The following is a 17,364-nucleotide window of genomic DNA, read 5'->3' as shown; positions in this document are numbered from 1 at the left end:
CGCACCGCTTCGTCCGTCACCCGCTCATCGTCCCGCATCCGCCACTCCGACGGACGCCATCTGCCCGCTGAGCGGGACAGAGGTGATCAGCGGGCGGGGGCGGGGCCTGGCGGTCACCGTCAGGCGCCGGGAGATCTCGGCGGCGATCCACTTGACCCGGAACTTCAGCTCGTCGGCGCGGACACGCTCCTTGGGACCGCACACCGAGATGCCGGCGATCGCCTGGTCCATGACGAGGACCGGTGCGGCCACGCACGCCACCGTGGAGACGGCCTCGCCGGTCTCCGTGGCGTATCCGGTGGCCCGGATCCGGGCGAGGGCGGACTCCAGGGCCTGTGCCGTGGCGATGCTCGCGTCCGTACGACGGCACAGACCGCTCCACAGGTACTCGTCCACCACGTCCTTGGGGGAGTGCGCGAGGATCGCCTTGCCCACGGCCGTACAGTGGGCCGGGAGGCGGCCGCCGATCCGGGACGGCAGGGTGCTGGCGAACGCTCCGCCGACCCGCTCCAGGTAGACCACGTCCTGCTGGTTGAGCACCGCCAGGTGCACCACGTGGCCGGTGGCCGTGCACAGTTCCTGCAGCAGCGGCCTGGCCGCCTCGCTCATCCGGGTACGGTGCACGACCAGGCTGCCGATCTCGAACATGCGCAGCCCGAGCCGGTATTCGTTGTCGTACCTGCTCAGCAGGCGGGCGTTGACCAGCTGCTGGAGGATGCGGTGCACGGAGGAGCGCGGCAGACCGCTGCGGGCGCTGATCTGGCCCAGGTTGAGCGGCCCCGTGGACCGTTCGAAGACACCCAGGATCGTGACGACCCTGTCGACCATGCTGGACGGGGACTCGGACACTGCGACCTCCTGAGCATCCCTGGACGGCGGGCCGTTCGGTACGGTCGCCGTCCAACGGGTTCCTCTTCGAAAAGACTTCGTCGGCTCTGCTTCGAGGATCACTACGCGCTCTGCGGGGACGTCGCCACCGCTGGTCAGACTGGTAACTCCCGGTAGGGACCGGCGAGATGACCGCCGTCGGCGGTGAACTGGGCCCCGGTGCAGTAGGAGGACTCGTCCGAGGCGAGGAAGAGGGCCATGGCCGCGATCTCCTCCGGCCGGCCCATCCGGGTCAGCGGCTGCCGCCCCACGGTGCGGGCCAGCCGGGCGGAGCGCGCCTCGCCGATGGAACGGACGAGCGGGGTGTCGATGATCCCGGGGTGCAGCGAGTTGACCCGGATGCCCAGGGGGCCGAGGTCGATGGCCAGCGACCGGGTGAGGCCGGTCAGCGCGTGCTTGGACGCGACGTAGCTCGCCATCGAGCCGACGCCGGTCAGTCCGTCGATCGAGGACACGTTGACCACCGACGCCCCCGGTGCTTCGCGCAGCAGCGGAAGCATGGCGCGGATGCCGTAGAAGGCTCCGTGCACGTTGACATCGAAGAGCCGGAGGTGGTCCTCGATGTCGAGTTCGTCGATCCGGCCGAGCCGGGCGGGCGCGATGCCGGCGTTGTTGACCAGGATGTCCAGGCACCCGAAGCGCTCGCGCACGGTGCCGGCGGCGGCGTCCCAGTCCGCGGTGGAGGTGACGTCGAGGTGGAGGTAGAGTCCGGCCGCCGATCGCGCGGTGGCCTCGCCGAGGTCGTCCAGGACGTCGGTGACGATCACCTCGGCACCCTCCCGGGCGAACAGGGCGGCCTCGCAGGCGCCCTGGCCGCGGGCGGCTCCGCTGATCAGAGCCGCCTTGTCCCGCAGTCTTCCTGTCATGGTCGCCTCTCAGGCCATCGAAGCTCCGCCGTTGACGCGGATCACGTGTCCGGTGACGAAGCGGCTCGCTTCGGACGCCAGATAGAGGACCGCGTAGGCCGAGTCGAGCGACTCGGCGACCGTGCCAAGGGGCGAGGAGGAGGCCATCCTGCTCGCGAGTTCGTCGAACCGGTCCTGCTGGAAGCGGCCGGAGTCGTCGACATGTCGCTGCCGGGTGATGCCGGTGTCCGTCCAGCCGGGGGCGACACCGTTGACCCGGATGCCCCGGGGCCCCAGTTCGAGGGCGAAGGTCCGGGTCAGGGCCTCGCCGCCCTTCTTGGTCGCGGCGTACGAGCCGGTGCCGGCGGTGGCGAAGTCGATGATGGTGGAGAGCGTGTTGACGATGGCGGACCCCGGTCGCATGACGCGGGCGACGGCCTGGCAGCCGTAGAGCACGCTCTTCAGGTTCACCGCCAGGACCCGGTCGAACTCCTCCGGCGGGACCTCGGTGAGCGGGCGGCGGATCATGATGCCCGCGTTGTTGACGAGGACGTCCAGCTGTCCGAGTCCGGAGACGGTCTCGTCGACCAGAGCGGTCACGGCGTGCGGGTCGGCCACGTCGACCTGGCGTGCCACGGCCTCCCCGTCGGCCTCCTTGATGCCGGCCACGGTCTCCTCGGCGCCCGCCAGGTCGAGGTCGGCGACGACGACGCGGGCGCCGGCCGCGGCGAGCACCTCCGCACCCGCCCGTCCGATGCCGCTCCCGGCACCGGTGACCACCGCCACCTTGCCGTCCAGCCGGAACACGGTCGACAGATCCATCTCGCTCCTCCCCCGCCGCGGTACGGCGGTGCTGAGTTCGTACGGGCTGTGCCCGGCGGGGTTCGACCGGCTCGTCATGCCGCCCCCGCCGCCACCGGTCCGGCGTCCAGGCCCAGCCCCTCGGCGACCTGCGCCGTCACCCCCTCGGCAAGGGCCCGGTGTCCGTCGTCGCCCGGGTGGATGCCGTCCACGAGCAGTCCGGCCGGCACGAGGTCCCGGCCCGGGACGAGGGTCACCCGGACGTCCCCGCTGGTCTGCGCGAACCGGCGAACCGCGTCCTCCAGTGCCTCGCGCAGATCGGCGAGAGTGGCCCCGAAACGGTTGGGGACGTCCTCCCCGTCCGGCCGGACGATGGGGCTCACCACGACGATCGGCGCCTCGGGCAGCCCTGCGCGTACGGCGGTGAGGTAGAGCCGCATCGTCTCGGCGATCCGGGCCGGGCTGGTCGGCAGTGACGTGTACGCGTTGGTGCCCCAGGCCAGCGCGACGGCGTCGGCCCCGGAGGCGGCCACCACGTCGGCGGTGGGGAGCTCGCCGCGGGCGGCCCCCGCGAAGCCCAGGTTGACCAGGTCGAGCCCGAGGGCGTCGGCGATCCGGGAGGGCCAGGCGAGACCGGGTTCCGTGACCGACCAGCCCTGGGTGATGGAGTCGCCGTACACCACCCACCGGGGACCTCTGGGCGCCGGTTCCGGTCGCCGGTCTCCCGCGAGCCCGACGACCGCGACCCCGGTGTACTCGGGCAGGTACACGCGCACGACCTGGTCCGGATCCCGCTCCGGCAGCGTCACGCGCACCACTCCGCCGTCGGCCGGGAGCGGGAACCGCCTCGGCGGGCTGTCCGGTACCCGCACCACGAAGGCCTCGGGCAGCGTGGGAGCCGGCACGGTGGTCCGCTCCCCCACCGCCACGGTCAGCTCGACCGTCGACACCGGGCCGGTGAAGGCGAGGTGCAGACCGGCGGGCACCCGGGCGGCCCGCACGGTGTCGGCCGTCAGCTTCGCGCATGCGGCGGCCGGCAGCCGCGAGCCTTCGTCGGTCCACGACAGGCCGGGCAGGACACCACGGAGAAAGCGTTCCGGCTGAACCCGGATCATACGGGGATCACCTCTCATTCGGGCAGCGGAGACGGTTTCGTGCGACGGCACGAGCGCGGCGTCCCGCTTCCTCGGTCCCTGGGCTTCGAGCGAGGGCTTCGAGCCGGGGCTTCGGCCAGGGCGTTGAACGCTTCCCTGCAATTCATCTAACTTACTTAACGGATATCGCTATATTAACGAGGTGGCTCCATCCGGCGTCAAGGAACGTGTCAGCACCTTCCGGAGCGCTTCTGCGGACGTCCCCTCGCCAGCCAGGGAGGCACGATGGGCAGCATCACGGAACCCACGCCCGAGTACCGCGATCTGATCGATCTGACGGGGCGGCACGTTCTCGTACTCGGCGGAGGTCTGGGCATCGGCCGGCAGACCTGCCTCGCCGCGGCCGGCGTCGGCGCCAAGGTGTCCGTGGTCGACGTGGACCACGTCCGCGCGAAGGCGGTCGCCGAGGAGGTCGGCGGGCTGGCACTGTCCGGTGACGCGACGGACCGGGCGGACGTCGAACGGTTGGTCGGCGAGGCGGTGGCACGCTTCGGCCCGGTGCACGGCCTGGCCGACATCATCGGCATCTCCGACAACGGTCCGCTCAGCGAGGTGACCGACGAGCTCTGGCAGCGCGGCCTGGACCTGAATCTCCGCCATGTCTTCCTCGCCCTGCAGATCGGCGCGCGGGCGATGACGGAGGGCGGCTCGATGGTGTTCGTGGGCTCGGTGTCGGGGCTGCGCTCCGCCCCCAACCACGCCGTCTACGGGGCGGCGAAGGCCGGTCTCGCCAACCTCGTCAGCACGGCCGCCCTCGAACTCGGCCCGGACATCCGGGTGAACGTCGTCGCCCCCGGGCAGACGGCGACCCCGCGGGTGGCCGAGCGGCACCCCGAGCCGGACTACTACGAGAAGGCCGCCCAGCAGGTGCCGCTGGGGCGGGTGGGCCGGACGAGCGACATCGCCTCGGCCATCCTGTTCTTCCTCACCGACCTCTCGGGCTGGGTCACCGGGCAGACGCTGGTGGTCGACGGCGGCGCGGGGCGGAAGTTCGCCTACCGGCTCTGAGCACAGGACGGCGTTCCCGGGACCGGCGGCACATGGCCCTCCCGGCCCGGGGGCGGCGGCCGGACCCGACCGCCGTCCCGTGACGGCCCGACCGGCCGCCGTCACCGCACGGGCGCGTTCGCCGCCCGTCAGGGCGCCGCCCGCAAGGGCACAGCAGGGCCCCGTACGGTCGAGACGTTCGCGGGCATCGGGCGGGGCCACCGGGCCGGAGCATCACCGGACTCGGGAAGCGCATACAGGATCCGGGATCACCGCGGACGCGGCGGGACCGGGCGCGGGCCCGGGACACCGGATCCGCGCCCCCCGCCCCCGCGTCACAGATGGTCGGCGATGGCCTTTTCGAGAACCGTGCGCGGCTTGGCCCCGACCAGCGTGGTGACCAGCTCCCCGCCGGAGAAGAGCAGGAACGCGGGGATCGAGGAGACGCCGAACCTGCGCGCCGTCTCCGGGCTCTCGTCCAGATTGACCTTCACGATGTCGAGGTTTCCCTCGTGCGCCTCGGCCATGGTGTCCAGGATCGGGCTCATGATCCGGCACGGGCCGCACCACGGCGCCCAGAAGTCCACGAGCACCGGCCGGCCGGCCCCCTGGACGACGTCGTCGAAGTCGTCGTCGGTGACCGCGCGAACGGCTGCCGTCATGACCTCACCCTCCTCTCCCCGCGTCGCCGCGGGACTAGCCGACAGCGATGATCTTCTCGGTGATCGGCGTGGTCATGGTGCCGAAGACGAACTCCTTGGGCGTGCCGTGCCCGGCGACGGCGATGTTGATCGCGGCCGGGTCGTTGAACGCCTGGACCGACTGGCTGCGCTGCTCCTCGGGCGTGAGCTGGAACATCCACTCCCACTCGGGCCGCACCAGGCCGCGCTCCCGGAAGTCGATGAAGGGCGCGATGACGTCGGCGATCCGCGGCCGCATGTTGTGCAGCAGGAACCGCTTCACCGCGTCCTTGCTCAGCCCGGCGTCCGAGAACTTCTTCGCCGTCTCCGGCGGCAGCAGGTAGAACAGCCCGTCCTCGTTGCCCTGGAGACCGGCCAGCGTGCTGGTCATGAACCCGACCTGGGTGAGCGTGGGAGTACGCGCGGCGATGGAGCGGATACGGCGGTCGGCCGGCCCGTGGTTGGAACCGAGATCCCATTCCCCGACCGTGTGCACCACCGTCACCGTGCTGTCGTCCGGACGCAGGCCCTGGCCGACCTGGAAGGGCTCCCAGGGGCTTTCGTCCTCGTTCTCCCCGAACACCTGGATGTTCTTGCGCACCGTGCCGATGGTGTCGAGGTCCATGCGGCCGGGGATCCAGGCGCCGAGGTTGCGCAGGGTCAGGGCGACCGCCCGGCCGATGCGGATGTTGACCCGGTTGTTGAGCCCGGGGCCGAGCGGGCTGCGCCCGCTGTTGATGCCGAGCTTCTTCACCAGGGGGCCGTTGACGAGGATCACGGGGGCGAAGGCCCCGGTCGACATCAGGACCGAGAGGTTCATCGGCGGCGGGCAGGCGGCGATCGCCTTGAGCGCGGCGATCACGACGGGCAGTTCCTCCGGACGGCAGCCGGCCATCGCGGCGTTGACCGCGATCCGCTCCACGGTTCCGTTGCTGTGCAGCGGCGGGACGGTGAGGATCAGTTCGTCCCGCGGCCGCCCCTGGGCCTCGATGATCGCTTCCACCTTCGCCCGGGTCGGTGCGTGCAGCGGCAGGCCGTCACCGAAGTCCTTTTCCAGGTAGTACGTGTTGAAGGCGTCCACGGCCGCCACCGCGTCGGCGCCGTGGAAGGTGAACGACTCCTGCCACTCCTCCGTGTCCGCCGGCTCCGCCGCCTCGGCCTGCGCGTCCGCGGGCGACTCGGTGAGCGCCTTGATGATGTCGTCCGTGAGCGGGAGGGTCTGCTCGGCCGCCTGTTCCGCCGTGAGCGCGGTGAAGACCCGGGGCACGACCACGTACCGCAGGCCCGGCACCCCGAACACCTTGGCGCTGGTGTCCGTGTCCCGCTCGAAGCCCCGGGCCACGATCGTGACCTGCGGGACACCGGCCTTCTCCGCCTGCGCACCGTCGTGGATCAGCCACGAGGTGCAGGCACCGCAGTCCGCGGTGGCACCGATGAGGGCGTCGCTCTCCTCGATGGCCCGCCGCAGCAGCTCGGGCTCGAAGCGGATGGATCCGGGGTAGAGACGGATCTTGAGATCCGGGTACTTCTCCTTGATCTTCTCCGCCACCGCCTGCAGCGCGACCTCGGCGTTGGGCTTGCTGTTGGAGAGCAGCCCCAGCACCTTCCCGTTCAGCGTGTCCAGTCGCGGGGCGATGGGCGACCCCGCGGAATCCTGCTTGTCCGCGGTCGGATTGACCACCTCGACGGTGATCCGTTCTACGCCGGCTTGGATCGTCACGGCTCTCTCCTCAACAGTTCAGTTATCTGTATCAGTTATACGATTACTCATGCTGTCGCCGTCAATACCCCGGTCCGACACAGCTGGTCGCGGGCTCCTCGACGTCAGCAGCGACATCACCGTGACCCCGACGACCGCGGCGGCGACCACCAGCCAGCCGGCCGCTCTCGGACCGGCGGACTGCGTCAGCCGGGCGGCCAGGTACGGCGTCAGACCACCGCCCGCGACGGCGCCGACGTTGTAGGCGAACGACGCCGACGTGTAGCGGACCCGGGTCGGGAAGGCCTGGGTGAGGGTGACGTACATCGCGGGGGCCGCCGCGTAACTGAACGCGAGCGAAAGCACGTACAGAGCCCCTGCTCCGACGAGCGCCCAGGCGCCCCCGGAGGCCACCCCGCGCATGCCGTACAGCAGCGGGAAGACCAGTGCGGCCGAGCCGCCGCAGCCGAGCAGCATCGCCGACCGGCGCCCGAACCGGTCGGTCCACCAGCCACCCACGAGGAACCCGCAGGCGCCGAGGAACAGGCATGCCGCCGAGAGCCAGTACACCCTCATGGCCGGCACGCCGAGGACGGAGAGCAGGTAGACGCTCATGTAGTTGACCAGGACGCCGAGCATCATGGTGACGACCAGGTTGAGCACCGCCGCGACCGTGATCATGCGCCAGTGGCCGCGCAGCGCGGCGCGCACGGGCGAGCGTTCGACCGACTCGGTGGCGGCCAGTGACCGGAACTCCGGCGAGTCCTCGACCCGGAGCCGGTAGAGAACCACGGCGAGGGTCATCGCCGCCGACAGGAGCGGCGGGACCCGCCAGCCCCAGTGCTCCATCTCCCGTGAGCCGAGAACCGTCACCAGGATGGCGACCACGGCCGGTGCGACCGCCACGCCGAGGCTCGACCCCAGGGGTATCAGCGCCTGGAAGCGTCCGCTTCTGCGGCCGCCGTCGGACTCGGAGACCAGCGTGGCAGCTCCCCCGATCTCGCCGCCTGCGCAGAATCCCTGCACCATGCGCACGACCACGAGCAGGACGGGGGCGGCGACCCCGGCCGTCCCGTAGGTCGGCAGCAGCCCCATGACCGTCGTGGCGCCTCCCATGCCGATGACGGTGACCAGCAGGGCGGAGCGCCGACCGTGCCGGTCACCGAAACGGCCGAAGAAGAGCGCGCCGAGCGGACGGGCGAGGTACCCCACTCCGTAGACGCCCAGTGAGGTGAGCACGCCCGTGGCCCGGTCGCCCGCCGGGAAGAAGAGCGGGGCCATGTAGACGATCAGGAAGCCGTAGCAGGTGAAGTCGTAGAACTCGATGAAGGTCCCGAGCATGCTCGCGATCCCCACCCGCGCGGCGTTCGCTCGGCCGCCTGCGGAATCGCTCAGCACGGGTGGGGTGGGGATGGCTTTCGACATCTTCGTCTCCGCCCGACGGTGTGGGTGTCTGGGTGAGCGGGAGGATGGGCCCCCTGGAGGTCACGGATGTACGACGACCTTGAAGGTCCCCGGCGGTCTGGCGGCGGCGACCTCGAAGGCGCGGCCGGCCTCCTCGATGCCGAACCGGTGACTGATCAGGGTCCGGGCGATCTCGGGCCGGTCGGCCAGCAGCCGGGCGGCATGTGTGAACTCCCGTGTCCCCGTCGCGTCCTGCGCGTATCCCATCGACGGAACCAGGCGGACCTCCTTGAGGAACGCGGCCATGTACGGCCAGGTGACATCGGGCGGATAGACCCCGACCGTGGCCACCGTGCCGAACGGCCGCGCCAGTTCGACGGCACGGGACAGTCCGCTCTCGCTGCCGCTCGCCTCGATGACCACGTCGTACAGACCCGACGGGCGGGTCATGCCGAGGCGTTCGCCCGCCTCGGCCTGGTACGGGTGTCTGGCCACGAGGGCCACCTCGGGTGCCCCCATCCGCTGTGCCGCGGCGGCGGCCAGCATGCCGATGGTGCCGGCCCCCACCACCGCGACCCGGGTGCCGGGGCCGGCCTCGCCCTGGCGGCAGGCGTGCCAGGAGACGGCGCCCGGTTCGACGAGTGCCGCGTCCTCCAGGGGCAGCCCGGCCGGCAGCGGTACGAGTGCCGAGGACGGCGCCAGGTAGCGCTCCGCCATCCCGCCCGGTGCCGTCATCCCCACGATGTCCTGGCCCGCCCGCCGGCACATGTTGTGCCGGCCGGCAGCGCACCACTCGCAGGTACCGCACCGGGCGATGGCCTCCACGGCCACCGGTGTGCCGTCCGCCGCCGTCCCGGCGATCTCGTGCCCGGCGATCTGTATACTTCCGCGTCTCAGGTATCGCAGGTCGGAGCCGCAGATCCCCACGGCGGCCACCCGGACCAGCTCACCTTCTCCGACGAGTTCCTCGGCCTCCACGACCTCGACGCCCGGAGGCGAGCAGCGCACGGCTCTCACAGCGACCCACCCCTCACGCGAAGTCGTAGTCCTCGGGACGGAACCTCGCCAGCAGCTCGTGGTACTCCTCCAGCCGCCAGGGCACGTTGACCTGCTGCCGGCCGAACTCGTTCACGTAGTAGTTGCGGTCCTTGGATCCGGGGTCGTACCAGATGAGGGAGAGCATCGCCTCGTCCAGCCGGCGGTTGTACTCCTCGAAGACCTCCTCACGCACGGACAGGTAGTGGTGGCCACCCTCGATCAGGGCGATCAGGCCCTCGGCCGTGTAGCGCGCCCAGGTCTCCATCCACACGATCAACGAGCCGGACCGGTTCTGCGAGTTGGGTCCGTACATGATGAACAGGTTCGGGAACCGCGGCACCGTGATGCTGAGGTAGGCGCGGGGGCCGCCGCCCGCGGGGTCGTTCCAGCGCTCCTCCAGGGTCTCCCCGTCCAGGCCCTGGTACCGGGTGGGCCACAGGTACTTCTGGGTGGCGAAGCCGGTGGCGGTGAAGACGAGGTCGTAGGAGCGTTCCTTCCCGTCGGTGGTCCGGATGCCCGTCGGGGTGAACCGCTCGACGGACTCCGTGACCAGCTCGACGTTGTCCTCCAGCAGCGAGGCGTACCAGTTGTTGTCGACGATGAGCCGGCGGGCCATGGGCGCGTGCCGCGGGATGAGCTTCTCCCACAGGTCGGGCCGGTCGCCCAGTTTGGACTTCACGTACTTGGTCAGGCTCTCCCGGTAGCCGTCATTCGCCTCGTTGACGAGGCCGCCCGCGGCCTGCCACTGCGGGTCGGGTTCCTGGAGGACCTGGCCGCCGAGGCGGAGGGTCGCGATGGAGTAGCAGTACCAGTTCCAGTAGTAGGGCATGGTGTCCAGGAGCCAGCGGGTCTCCGGGGGAATGGGTTCGCCGTAGCGGTCCCGCGGACTGATCCACTGCGGGGTGCGCTGGAAGACGCCGACGCTCCGCGCCCGCTCGCGCACGGACGACATCATCTGCACACCGGTCGAGCCGTTGCCGATGATCGCGACGTCACGGCCGTCGAGCACTTCCTGGCCGGTGCACTCGGCGGTGTGCACGATCTCGCCCCGGAACTCCTCGATGCCCGGGACGTCGAGGCGCTTGGGCGTGGCGAACAGGCCGCTCGCACTCACCACCGCGTTGGCTTCGAGCTTCTGCGCCCGGCCGTCGATCACGACGTCGAGCGACCAGCGGCCGGTCCCGGCGTCGAAGACGGCCTCCTTGACGTCGCTGTCGAAGCTGATGTGCTCGAAGACGCCGTACTTCTTGGCCACGTGCTGGAGGTACTCGCGCACCTCGCCGGCCCGCGCGAAGTACTCGGTCCACGGGTAGTTCTTCTCGAAGAAGAACTGGTAGAGGAAGTTGGTGGTGTCCACCCGGACGTCGGGATACGCGTTGATGCTCCAGGTGCCGCCCAGCTCCGGGCGCCGCTCGTAGACCGTGTACGGGATACCGAGGTGCTCCAGCTGGACGGCGACGGCGATGCCACCGAAACCGGCGCCGATGACCGCCACATGGAAGCCCTCCGGAACGGACGGCCTGCCGCGCGTCCACTGGGCGAGCCGGGGGTGCTCGTCGAAAGCGGCGAGGTCGCGCCGGTAGACCCAGTCCCGGTCGGTGAGCTGCTCGTTGCGGAACGCCTCGTACATGCGGCGCAGTTCGGTGTCGTCCGGCACCTTCTCGGTGAAGCCGGACGGCTTGTGGAGCAGGAACTCCTTCACCCGGGCTCGCAGTTCCGGTACGGCCTCCTCGGCCACGACGGTCTGGTTGAGCGCGCCGCCGTACATGGGGGTCGTCCTGAGCTTCATTTCGAGCAGGGATTCGTCCTGGGTGGCCTGGTACAGCGCGAGCCTCAGCGCGTTCAGATCCGCGTCGTCCAACGCGCGGTCGATGAACGCCTCGTCCACCTGCGGTGGCGTTCCCGTCGCGAGCCTGCCGTTCTCGGTCATGCGGCTCCTTCCCTGCCGGTACGCCCGTGGTGGCGGGCGATCGACATCGAGGTTATTCAGTTAACTTAATAGCCTCATGGAGTCGGATTCAAGACGGAGCGGGGAAGACGACGGGGACGCCTGCGCGAGTGATCCGGCACGGGTCACCGAGGAGTCGCGTCGACTCGGTGCCGCAAAAGGGCCGGTGCGGCGAGATGGCAGAGCCGTTCCGCCGGGACGACGAGCGTCAGCCGGCCGACCGGATTCGATGCCGGAGGAGATCCTGGGGGCGCACCTCGCGGCCCCCACGTCCCGCTGAGCGGGACGGAAGTCGGCGGAGCCGACGCTTGCCGGCGGAGACTGGGACAGCGTCGTGAACGTGCTCCGGCGACCGGGGTCAGGCGAAGAGTTCCACCACGGGCTTGTTGTGCAGGTCGTCCTTGAGGAGGTAGGTGCCCGCGACCTTCATGTGGTTGCGCCAGTGCCGCTCGGCGCCCTCGGCGTCCCGGGCTTCGAGGAGCGTCACCAGGCGCTTGTAGCCCTTGATCGCGCGCTGGAAACGCTCGGGCGACTCGTTCTTGTCGAAGTTGCGCGCGACACGCAGTTCGAGATGGGTCGCGACGATCTCCTGGAGCACCGCACCCTGAACCGCCAGAGTACGGTTGCCGCACCGATCCATGATCAGCTCGTGGAACCGGTACGTGAGCCGCGACCACAGGGCCGGGTCGGGCACGGCGTCGTCCTTCGCCTCCACCGCGGACCGCAGTTCCGCGACGACCGCTTCGAGGTCGGCGAGGTCCTGCTTGGTGCGCCGCTTGGCCAGCATGCGCGCACACGCGGGCTCGGCGATCATGCGGGCCTCGTACACGTCGTCGACGGTGGTGCCCTGCATCTGCAGGAGCAGGCCGACATGGCGGGCGGCCACGGAGAAGTCCGGGGCCATGACCTGAGCGCCGCCCCGGCTTCCGCGGCGGACGCTGATGAGCATCTCGGCCTCGAGGATGCGGAACGCCTCACGCAGGGTGGGCCGCGAGACCCCGAACTGCTCCATGAGCTGGATCTCGGGCGGCAGGGTCTCGCCGGGCGTCAGCTCGCCCTGGACGATACGGCGGCGCAGCTGTGCGGCGATCAGCTCCGCCGTCTTGGGCGCGCGGACCGTCTGACCGATGTGCGGACCCACTGTGGCACTCATGGCAATGAGTGTACTTGATTAGCGAGTCTCATCACCTGGGTCGTGCCGAGGCCGCCCGGTCACCGGTCACCCCGCTCAGGCCCTCCCGCTGACCGGGACGGGCCACCCCCCATTACCTCACAATCAGTTTACTGATTAACCCCATACCGCTAAGGTCAAGATGCGTGAAGGTAACAATGATGCCGGTGGGCACGCGATGAGCCTCAGTCTCGACGAGGACCAGGAGGAACTGCGCCGGCTGGTGCGCAGGTTCCTCGACGACAAGGCCGTGATGCACCGGCCACCGCCTTCCGGCATCGGCCCGGAGGAGTACGACGGGGACGTCTGGCGGCAGCTCTCCGGCCAGCTGGGGCTCACCGGTCTGACCGTGCCCGAGCGGTACGGGGGCGCCGGTCTGGGCCCCGCCGAACTGGGCGTCGTGCTGGAGGAGATGGGCCGTACGCTCTGCCCGAGCCCGTTCTTCGCCACGGTGGCGCTGGCCGGGCAGACCCTCGCGCGGTGCGGTGACGTCCCGGCGCAGGAGCGCTGGCTGCCGGGCATCGCCTCGGGAGACCTCACCGCCACGCTGGCGACGGCCGAGGCGGACGGCGGATGGGAGGCGCCCGTCCGCACCAGCGCGACCGAACAGCCCGGCGGCGGCTGGTCGCTGAGCGGTACGAAGAGCTATGTGGTCGACGGGCACACCGCCGATCTGCTGCTGGTGACCGCGCGGTGCCCCGACGGCGTCGGCGTCTTCGCCGTCCCGGGCACCGCGCCCGGCCTGACCCGTACGGCCCTGGACGCCCTCGACCCGACCCGGCCGCTGGCCCGGATCCGTCTCGACGCCACCCCGGCGACCAGGATCGGCTCCGGCGACGCCTCGCAGGAGCTCGCCGCGGTGCACGACCTGGTCCGGGCGGCGGTCGCGGCCGAGCAGGTCGGCGGAGCGGCGGCCTGTCTCGACATGGCGGTCGCCCACGCCAGGACGCGGGAGCAGTTCGGGCGTCCGATCGGCTCCTTCCAGGCCGTCAAGCACAAGTGCGCGCAGCTCCTCGTCGAGGTGGAGTGTGCCCGGTCGGCGGCCAGGTTCGCCGGATCCGCGGTGGGCACGCCGGGTACCGAGGCGGCGATCGCGGCCGGTGTGGCCCGCGCCTACTGCTCGGAGACCTTCACCCACGCGGCCAAGGAGAACATCCAGATCCACGGCGGGATCGGCTTCACCTGGGAGCACCGCGCTCACCTCTATCTGCGCCGGGCCAAGTCGTCCGAGCTGTTGTTCGGCACGCCGCGTGAGGAACGCGCCCGGCTCGCCCGGCTCACCACCGCAGGAGGAACCCGCCCATGACGACGGCTGCCGCGCGCCCGCAGAGCCGCGAGTCGCTCGATGCCTTCCGCACCCGGCTGCGGGACTTCCTGGCCGGTCACGGACCCGGGCGGCGCCCCCGCGACCCCGAGGAGCGGTTCGCCTGGACCCGTGCCTGGCAGGCCGCCCTCTTCGACCACGGTTTCGCCGGACCCGGCTGGCCGACGGAGTACGGCGGTATGGACCTGCCGTTCGCCCACCAGGTGGTGTACCAGGAGGAGCTGGCCCGCGCCCGGGTACCCGGACCGGTCGGCACGGGCCTGGGGATCGCCGCGCCGACGATCATCAAGTTCGGCACCGAGGAACAGAAGCGGCGCTGGCTGCCCGCCATGCTGCGCGGCGACACCGTCTGGGCGCAGGGCTACTCCGAGCCGGAGGCCGGCTCCGACCTGCCGGGCCTGCGCACCACCGCACGCCGTGAGGGCGACACGTACGTGGTGAACGGGCAGAAGGTGTGGACCAGTCATGCCGCCCGCGCGGACGTGTTCTTCACCCTCGTGCGCACCGGCACCCGCGAGTCCCGGCAGCGCGGGATCAGCTACCTGATCGTCGACGCCCACGCGCCGGGCGTGGAGGTGCGGCCGCTGCGCGACCTCACCGGGGGCCACCTGTTCGCGGAGGTGTTCTTCGACGACGTCCGCGTGCCCGTCGCCGACCGGGTCGGGGAGGAGAACGGGGGCTGGCCGCTGGTCCGTACGAGCCTCGGCCACGAGCGCGCGGCCGGGGCCATGATCCAGGCCGCGACCTACCGCCGCGTCCTCACCGAGCTGGAGCAGCTCCTCGCCGAGCGGGGAGCGCTGGACGACACGGACGTGCGGGACCGGATCGCCGACTTCGAGATCCGGGTGCGGATCATGCACTACAACGGGCAGCGGACGATCTCGGACATCCTCGCCCACGGCGAGCCGGGTCCGGTCTCCTCCGTGTCCCGGCTGCACATCACCGCCTTCGAGCAGGACATCCACGAGTTCGCCGTCGACGTGCTGGGCCCGGCGGGCCTGCTGGGGCCCGGCTCCGAGGAGGCGGTGCAGCGCGGCAGGTGGCTGTACGGCTTCCTGCGCACCCGGGCCTCGACGATCGGCGCGGGCACCGCCGAGATCCAGCGCAACACCCTCGCCGAACAGGTTCTCGGGCTCCCTCGCGATCCCGGGATGCCCTCGGTGTGAGAGTCCGACCGGGTGACCCGCGCCTCCCGCGCCGAGGTGCCGGCACCCGACTTCGACAGGAGAAGCAATGAGGCTCGACACCGACGCCGGACTCGACGCCTTCCGCACCGAGGTGCGGGCGTTCATCCGCACCCGTGCGCCGGGCACCAGGACACACGCGGGCGTACGGGCCCCCGCCGCCGCCCTCGTACCCGAGTTGAGGCGCTGGATCGGCCTGTTGCACGAGGCCGGCTACCTCGGCAGGTCGTGGCCGACGGAGTACGGCGGTCTCGCCGATCCGCGCCCGGCGTACGCGTTCGTCGTCGCCGAGGAGCTGGCGCGCGCCCGGGTCTGGGGGCAGGTCGGTGCCGGTGCGCTGGCCTCCGGAGCGCTGCTGGCCCACGGTTGCGAGGCGCAGAAGCGGCACTTCCTTCCTCGCCTGCGGTCCGGAGCGGACCTGTGGTGCCAGTTGTTCAGCGAGCCGGAGGCGGGCAGCGATCTGGCGGGGCTGCGCACCCGGGCGCGCCGGGAGGGCGACGACTTCGTCGTCGACGGGCAGAAGGTGTGGACGACCAACGCCCAGTACGCCGACGTCGGCTACCTGCTGGCGCGGACCGATCCCGCGGCCCGCAGGACCCGGGGCATCACCGCGTTCGCGCTGGACATGCGCACCCCGGGAGTGGAGATCCGGCCGCTGAGGGAGATCACCGGCACCGCCGACTTCAACGAGGTCTTCCTGGACGGTGTGCGCATCCCCGCGGACCGGGTGATCGGCGAGGTCGGCGACGGCTGGCGGGTCGCCGGCGCCAGTCTGGCCCAGGAGCGGGGTTCGGTCGCCGCGCGCAGCGCCGAGCTGCTCGGCGACCTCGACGGCATTCTCGATCTGGCCGCCGGGCCCGGCCCGGAGGGAGAGCCCGCCCTCCGGGACGGCGCCACCCGTGCCCGGCTGGGGCGACTGGCCACCCGGACGCAGGTCGCCGACCTGATGAGCAAGGACGTGCAGTCCCGGATGGCGGCCGGCACCGACGAGCCCGCCGACCCCGCGATGGTGAAGATCTTCTTCAGCGAGACCAACCTGGACGCCGTCGACCTCGGCGTCCGGTTGCAGGGGCTCGACGGGCTCCTGGCCGAGGGCGACGAACGTGCCGTGGCCGGGGGCTACTGGCAGGACGCCCTGCTCTACTCCCGCGCCTACACCATCGCGGGCGGCGCCAACGAGGTGCTGCGCAACACCGTCGCGGAGCGGGCCCTGGGGCTGCCCCGGGAACCCCGTCCCTGATCCACCGAAGATCCACCGAGAGATCCAGAGCGCAGGAGAGGCGGAAACCGTGCTGAGCGTCGCCGAGTTCGACACCTTGGCCGAGCGGGTCAACAACTGGAAGCGCTGGGGCGCCGACGACCAGCTCGGCACCCTCAACTTCATCACCCCCGAGGTCGTCAGGAAGGCGACGGCCTCGGTGGTCACGGGCGAGTCGTTCTCCCTCGCCATGCCGCTCTCGCTGGACGGCCCGCAGCAGTCCGGCACGAGCGTCCCGGGACGCATCAACCCGGTCCGGACCATGCTCGCGATCAACACGCCGATGTCCGCGTCCCCGGACTCGGTGGCGTACAGCGACGACATCGTGGTGACGCCCACCCAGGCCGGCACGCACTGGGACGCCCTGTCGCACTGCAGCCACCGCGGCGTCATGTACAACGGCACGCCGGCGGACACGATCGACGCCTCCGGGGCGACCAGACTCGGCATCGAGGCGGCCGGCACGATCGTGTCGCGCGGCATCCTGCTGGACGTGGCCCGGCACCAGGGCGTCGACCGGCTGCCCGGCCGGTTCCCGGTGACACGCGCGGTCCTGGAGGCCGTGGAGGAGGCCCAGGGCACGCCGGTGGAGGAGGGCGACATCGTCCTCGTCCGGACCGGGCAGGTGACGCACTTCCTCGCGGGCGACGTGCCGTCCTATCGGCGGCCGGTGCCCGCGCTCGACTACGACGCCCCGCTTTTCCTGCACGAGCGGGGCGCGGCCGCGGCCGCGATCGACAACATGCCGATGGAGCTGCTGCCCTCGAACGTCGAGGACGTCATGCTCCCCGTCCACATCCTCTGCCTGGTGATGATGGGCATGATCCAGGGGCAGAACTGGGTGCTCGAAGACCTCGCGGCCGCCTGCGCCCAGGACCGGCGCTACACCTTCCTGCTGAACGCGACGCCGGAGCGGTTCCTGCGGAGCACCGGCGGGATGGTGAACCCCGTGGCGATCCGCTGACGGCGGGAGGCCGGTGCGG

General features: G+C 71.1%; 15 protein-coding genes. 5 read left to right on the top strand and 10 right to left on the bottom strand.

Going from position 1 to position 17,364, the window contains the following annotated elements:
* Positions 1 to 24: 24 nt before the first annotated feature.
* The 4 genes from ABZ887_RS46765 to ABZ887_RS46750 all read right to left on the bottom strand — a co-directional run bounded on the left by ABZ887_RS46765 (position 25) and on the right by ABZ887_RS46750 (position 3,649).
* Positions 25 to 849, bottom strand: coding sequence for an IclR family transcriptional regulator (locus tag ABZ887_RS46765; protein ID WP_361305013.1), 825 nt, complete (start codon positions 847 to 849; stop codon positions 25 to 27).
* Positions 850 to 983: 134 nt separating this feature from the next.
* A complete protein-coding gene (locus ABZ887_RS46760) occupies positions 984 to 1,754 on the bottom strand; it encodes an SDR family oxidoreductase (RefSeq protein ID WP_361305011.1) in 771 nt (256 codons plus the stop codon).
* 9 nt (positions 1,755 to 1,763) lie between these two features.
* Entirely contained in the window at positions 1,764 to 2,555 is a 792-nt protein-coding gene (locus ABZ887_RS46755; RefSeq protein WP_361305009.1) for an SDR family NAD(P)-dependent oxidoreductase, read from the bottom strand.
* A 74-nt stretch (positions 2,556 to 2,629) separates the two neighbouring features.
* The gene (locus tag ABZ887_RS46750; RefSeq protein ID WP_361305008.1) at positions 2,630 to 3,649 is read right to left on the bottom strand and encodes a GDSL-type esterase/lipase family protein; all 1,020 of its coding nucleotides are present in this window, start codon (positions 3,647 to 3,649) and stop codon (positions 2,630 to 2,632) included.
* Positions 3,650 to 3,913: 264 nt separating this feature from the next.
* Between ABZ887_RS46750 and ABZ887_RS46745 the strand changes: the two genes are divergently transcribed.
* Positions 3,914 to 4,696 (top strand): SDR family oxidoreductase, encoded by a 783-nt coding sequence (locus ABZ887_RS46745; protein WP_361305006.1) that lies wholly within the window; start codon positions 3,914 to 3,916, stop codon positions 4,694 to 4,696.
* A gap of 314 nt (positions 4,697 to 5,010) precedes the next feature.
* On the opposite strand, the gene trxA is transcribed toward ABZ887_RS46745, so the two are convergent.
* From trxA to ABZ887_RS46715, 6 genes are all read right to left on the bottom strand, one after another.
* The gene (gene trxA / locus ABZ887_RS46740) at positions 5,011 to 5,337 is read right to left on the bottom strand and encodes a thioredoxin (RefSeq protein ID WP_361305004.1); all 327 of its coding nucleotides are present in this window, start codon (positions 5,335 to 5,337) and stop codon (positions 5,011 to 5,013) included.
* 34 nt (positions 5,338 to 5,371) lie between these two features.
* The gene (locus tag ABZ887_RS46735) at positions 5,372 to 7,075 is read right to left on the bottom strand and encodes a hypothetical protein (protein WP_361305002.1); all 1,704 of its coding nucleotides are present in this window, start codon (positions 7,073 to 7,075) and stop codon (positions 5,372 to 5,374) included.
* Between the two features lie 18 nt (positions 7,076 to 7,093).
* Positions 7,094 to 8,479, bottom strand: coding sequence for an MFS transporter (locus tag ABZ887_RS46730; protein WP_361305000.1), 1,386 nt, complete (start codon positions 8,477 to 8,479; stop codon positions 7,094 to 7,096).
* 60 nt (positions 8,480 to 8,539) lie between these two features.
* The gene (locus tag ABZ887_RS46725; RefSeq protein ID WP_361304998.1) at positions 8,540 to 9,475 is read right to left on the bottom strand and encodes an alcohol dehydrogenase catalytic domain-containing protein; all 936 of its coding nucleotides are present in this window, start codon (positions 9,473 to 9,475) and stop codon (positions 8,540 to 8,542) included.
* Positions 9,476 to 9,488: 13 nt separating this feature from the next.
* Positions 9,489 to 11,426, bottom strand: a complete 1,938-nt coding sequence (locus ABZ887_RS46720; protein WP_361304996.1) for an NAD(P)/FAD-dependent oxidoreductase — start codon at positions 11,424 to 11,426, stop codon at positions 9,489 to 9,491.
* Positions 11,427 to 11,802: 376 nt separating this feature from the next.
* Positions 11,803 to 12,597, bottom strand: coding sequence for an FCD domain-containing protein (locus ABZ887_RS46715; RefSeq protein WP_361304994.1), 795 nt, complete (start codon positions 12,595 to 12,597; stop codon positions 11,803 to 11,805).
* A gap of 196 nt (positions 12,598 to 12,793) precedes the next feature.
* On the opposite strand from ABZ887_RS46715, the gene ABZ887_RS46710 reads away from it, so the two are divergent.
* From ABZ887_RS46710 to ABZ887_RS46695, 4 genes are all read left to right on the top strand, one after another.
* Positions 12,794 to 13,921: an acyl-CoA dehydrogenase family protein gene (locus ABZ887_RS46710; protein WP_361304992.1), complete on the top strand. Its 1,128-nt coding sequence runs from the start codon at positions 12,794 to 12,796 to the stop codon at positions 13,919 to 13,921.
* Positions 13,918 to 15,105, top strand: a complete 1,188-nt coding sequence (locus ABZ887_RS46705) for an acyl-CoA dehydrogenase family protein (protein ID WP_361304990.1) — start codon at positions 13,918 to 13,920, stop codon at positions 15,103 to 15,105. Before ABZ887_RS46710 ends, ABZ887_RS46705 begins: the two co-directional genes overlap by 4 nt.
* A 67-nt stretch (positions 15,106 to 15,172) precedes the next feature.
* Positions 15,173 to 16,363 (top strand): acyl-CoA dehydrogenase family protein, encoded by a 1,191-nt coding sequence (locus ABZ887_RS46700; protein ID WP_361304988.1) that lies wholly within the window; start codon positions 15,173 to 15,175, stop codon positions 16,361 to 16,363.
* Between the two features lie 52 nt (positions 16,364 to 16,415).
* Positions 16,416 to 17,345, top strand: coding sequence for a cyclase family protein (locus tag ABZ887_RS46695; protein WP_361305035.1), 930 nt, complete (start codon positions 16,416 to 16,418; stop codon positions 17,343 to 17,345).
* Positions 17,346 to 17,364: the final 19 nt, after the last annotated feature.

It is taken from the genome of Streptomyces sp. NPDC047061 (genome assembly GCF_040643955.1).
In the GTDB taxonomy this organism is placed as follows: domain Bacteria; phylum Actinomycetota; class Actinomycetes; order Streptomycetales; family Streptomycetaceae; genus Streptomyces.
This window is presented reverse-complemented; position numbering and strand designations above follow the sequence as displayed.

Excerpts from the sequence above, each read along its gene's own strand:
- ABZ887_RS46745 (WP_361305006.1), top strand. The coding sequence starts at position 3,914 with ATGGGCAGCATCACGGAACCCACGCCCGAGTACCGCGATCTGATCGAT.
- ABZ887_RS46710 (WP_361304992.1), top strand. The coding sequence starts at position 12,794 with ATGAGCCTCAGTCTCGACGAGGACCAGGAGGAACTGCGCCGGCTGGTG.
- ABZ887_RS46720 (WP_361304996.1), bottom strand. The coding sequence starts at position 11,426 with ATGACCGAGAACGGCAGGCTCGCGACGGGAACGCCACCGCAGGTGGAC.
- ABZ887_RS46705 (WP_361304990.1), top strand. The coding sequence starts at position 13,918 with ATGACGACGGCTGCCGCGCGCCCGCAGAGCCGCGAGTCGCTCGATGCC.
- ABZ887_RS46750 (WP_361305008.1), bottom strand. The coding sequence starts at position 3,649 with ATGATCCGGGTTCAGCCGGAACGCTTTCTCCGTGGTGTCCTGCCCGGC.
- trxA (WP_361305004.1), bottom strand. The coding sequence starts at position 5,337 with ATGACGGCAGCCGTTCGCGCGGTCACCGACGACGACTTCGACGACGTC.
- ABZ887_RS46730 (WP_361305000.1), bottom strand. The coding sequence starts at position 8,479 with ATGTCGAAAGCCATCCCCACCCCACCCGTGCTGAGCGATTCCGCAGGC.
- ABZ887_RS46755 (WP_361305009.1), bottom strand. The coding sequence starts at position 2,555 with ATGGATCTGTCGACCGTGTTCCGGCTGGACGGCAAGGTGGCGGTGGTC.
- ABZ887_RS46760 (WP_361305011.1), bottom strand. The coding sequence starts at position 1,754 with ATGACAGGAAGACTGCGGGACAAGGCGGCTCTGATCAGCGGAGCCGCC.
- ABZ887_RS46700 (WP_361304988.1), top strand. The coding sequence starts at position 15,173 with ATGAGGCTCGACACCGACGCCGGACTCGACGCCTTCCGCACCGAGGTG.
- ABZ887_RS46715 (WP_361304994.1), bottom strand. The coding sequence starts at position 12,597 with ATGAGTGCCACAGTGGGTCCGCACATCGGTCAGACGGTCCGCGCGCCC.